The organism is Streptomyces synnematoformans, from assembly GCF_039531005.1.
Taxonomy (GTDB): domain Bacteria; phylum Actinomycetota; class Actinomycetes; order Streptomycetales; family Streptomycetaceae; genus Streptomyces; species Streptomyces synnematoformans.
On sequence record NZ_BAAAPF010000635.1, the window covers coordinates 1 to 1,568 of the forward strand.

The following is a 1,568-nucleotide window of genomic DNA, read 5'->3' on the forward strand; positions in this document are numbered from 1 at the left end:
GCGAGGGAGAGGATCCGTATGAGGTACGTCAGAACGCTCGCCGCCGCCGCCGTCGCCGCGGCCCTGCTCGGCACCAGCCCGCCCGCCGCCGCGCCCGCGGCGCGGGCCGTCGTCGACCACCGGCCGCAGCGCGTCGGCCGCGTTGTCGAGGCCGTCGCCACGCTGGACCGCAACAGCACCTGGAAGCTGGTCGAGAAGCTGCCGCTGGACTTCGAGACGTACCACCCGCAGGGGATGACCCGCGTCGGCGACCGGCTGTTCCTCTCCAGCGTCGAGGTCATCGAGCGGCCCGTGCGCTACCCGGAGCCCGTCGACGGCCACGACCGCAGCCCCGGCCGCGGCGTGGGCCACCTCTTCGTCATGGACCTGAAGGGCCGGCTGCTGGAGGACATCACGCTGGGCGAGGGCGACATGTACCACCCCGGCGGCATCGACACCGACGGCCGCTCGGTGTGGGTCCCGGTCGCGGAGTACCGGCCGGACAGCGCGGCCGTCGTCTACCGCGTCGACGCCCGCACGCTGGCGGTCACGGCGGAGTTCCGGGTGGACGACCACATCGGCGGCGTGGTGCCGGAGCCGCGCACCGGCAGGGTGCACGGCGTCTCGTGGGGCTCGCGGACCCTCTACAGCTGGGACCGGCACGGCCGGCAGCTCCAGCGGCGCGCGAACCGGAGCCACTTCGTCGACTACCAGGACTGCGCGTACGCCGGCTCCCGCAAGATGCTCTGCACCGGCGTCACCGGCTTCACGAACGCCTCCGGCGCCGACTTCGAGCTGGGCGGCATCGCGACGGTCGACCTGCGGACGTCCGACATCGACCACGAGGTGCCGGTGACGCTCTGGTCGACCGGCGGGCACGTCGCCACCCGCAACCCCGTGCTGCTGGAGGCGCTGCACGGCGACGGAGTGCGCATGTGGGCGGCCCCCGACGACGGCACGTCGCCCGCCGGCACCGAGCTGCTGGTCTACGAGACGAAGCCCGCCGACTGAACCGGGGGCCCGAGCGCCGCACCGCTTCGCGGAGAACGACGGTGACGGCGAGGACCGCGACGACGGGCTGTCCCGGCCGGGTCAGTCCACGCCGCAGAGCCGCAGCAGCGCCGCCGTGGCCGCCGCGGCGACCACCACCACGACGAACGGCGCCCGGCGCCACGCCAGGACGCCGCCGACCGCGACGCCCGCCGGCCGGGCGATCCCCGCGAAGCCGCCGTCGTCCAGCAGCGCCTGCGTGCCGACCAGGGCGGTGAGCAGCACGATGGCCGCGACCGTCATCAGCCGCTCCACGCGCGACTCCAGCCGCACCCGGGAGCGCAGGGCGGGGCCCGCGAAGCGGAAGGCGAACGTGCCCGCGCCGAGCACGAGGACGGCGGGCAGCAGGGTCGTCGCGGTCACGGCACCCGCTCCTCGTCGTACGGATCGCCCGGCGGGTCGTCACAGGGGGCGCCGCGCGGGGCGCCGTGCGTGCCGCCGGGCGGGCCGGCCCCCGGCCCGCCCGGCCCGCCCGGCGGTCCGCACGACGAGGAGCGGGTGCCGTGGCCGCGACGCCCCTGCTGCCCCCCGTCCTCGTG

2 protein-coding genes and 1 pseudogene are annotated in these 1,568 nt (G+C 76.3%); 1 reads left to right on the plus strand and 2 read right to left on the minus strand.

All coding sequences use genetic code 11. The features are described from left to right. The first annotated feature begins 18 nt into the window (after positions 1-18). Positions 19-990 carry a DUF6454 family protein gene (locus tag ABD317_RS36740; RefSeq protein ID WP_344296375.1) on the plus strand — a complete coding sequence of 324 codons (972 nt, stop codon included), beginning with the start codon at positions 19-21 and terminating at the stop codon, positions 988-990. A gap of 81 nt (positions 991-1,071) precedes the next feature. Here ABD317_RS36740 and ABD317_RS36745 read toward each other — a convergent pair whose 3' ends face one another. Then, positions 1,072-1,392, minus strand: a complete 321-nt coding sequence (locus ABD317_RS36745) for an AzlD domain-containing protein (protein WP_344296379.1) — start codon at positions 1,390-1,392, stop codon at positions 1,072-1,074. After that, positions 1,389-1,568: pseudogene (locus ABD317_RS36750) on the minus strand (hypothetical protein); the annotation flags it as partial. The gene ABD317_RS36745 and the pseudogene ABD317_RS36750, both read right to left, overlap by 4 nt.

What these genes read in the sequence shown, in the direction of transcription:
- ABD317_RS36740 (WP_344296375.1), top strand. Translation starts at nt 19, where the DNA reads ATGAGGTACGTCAGAACGCTCGCCGCCGCCGCCGTCGCCGCGGCCCTG.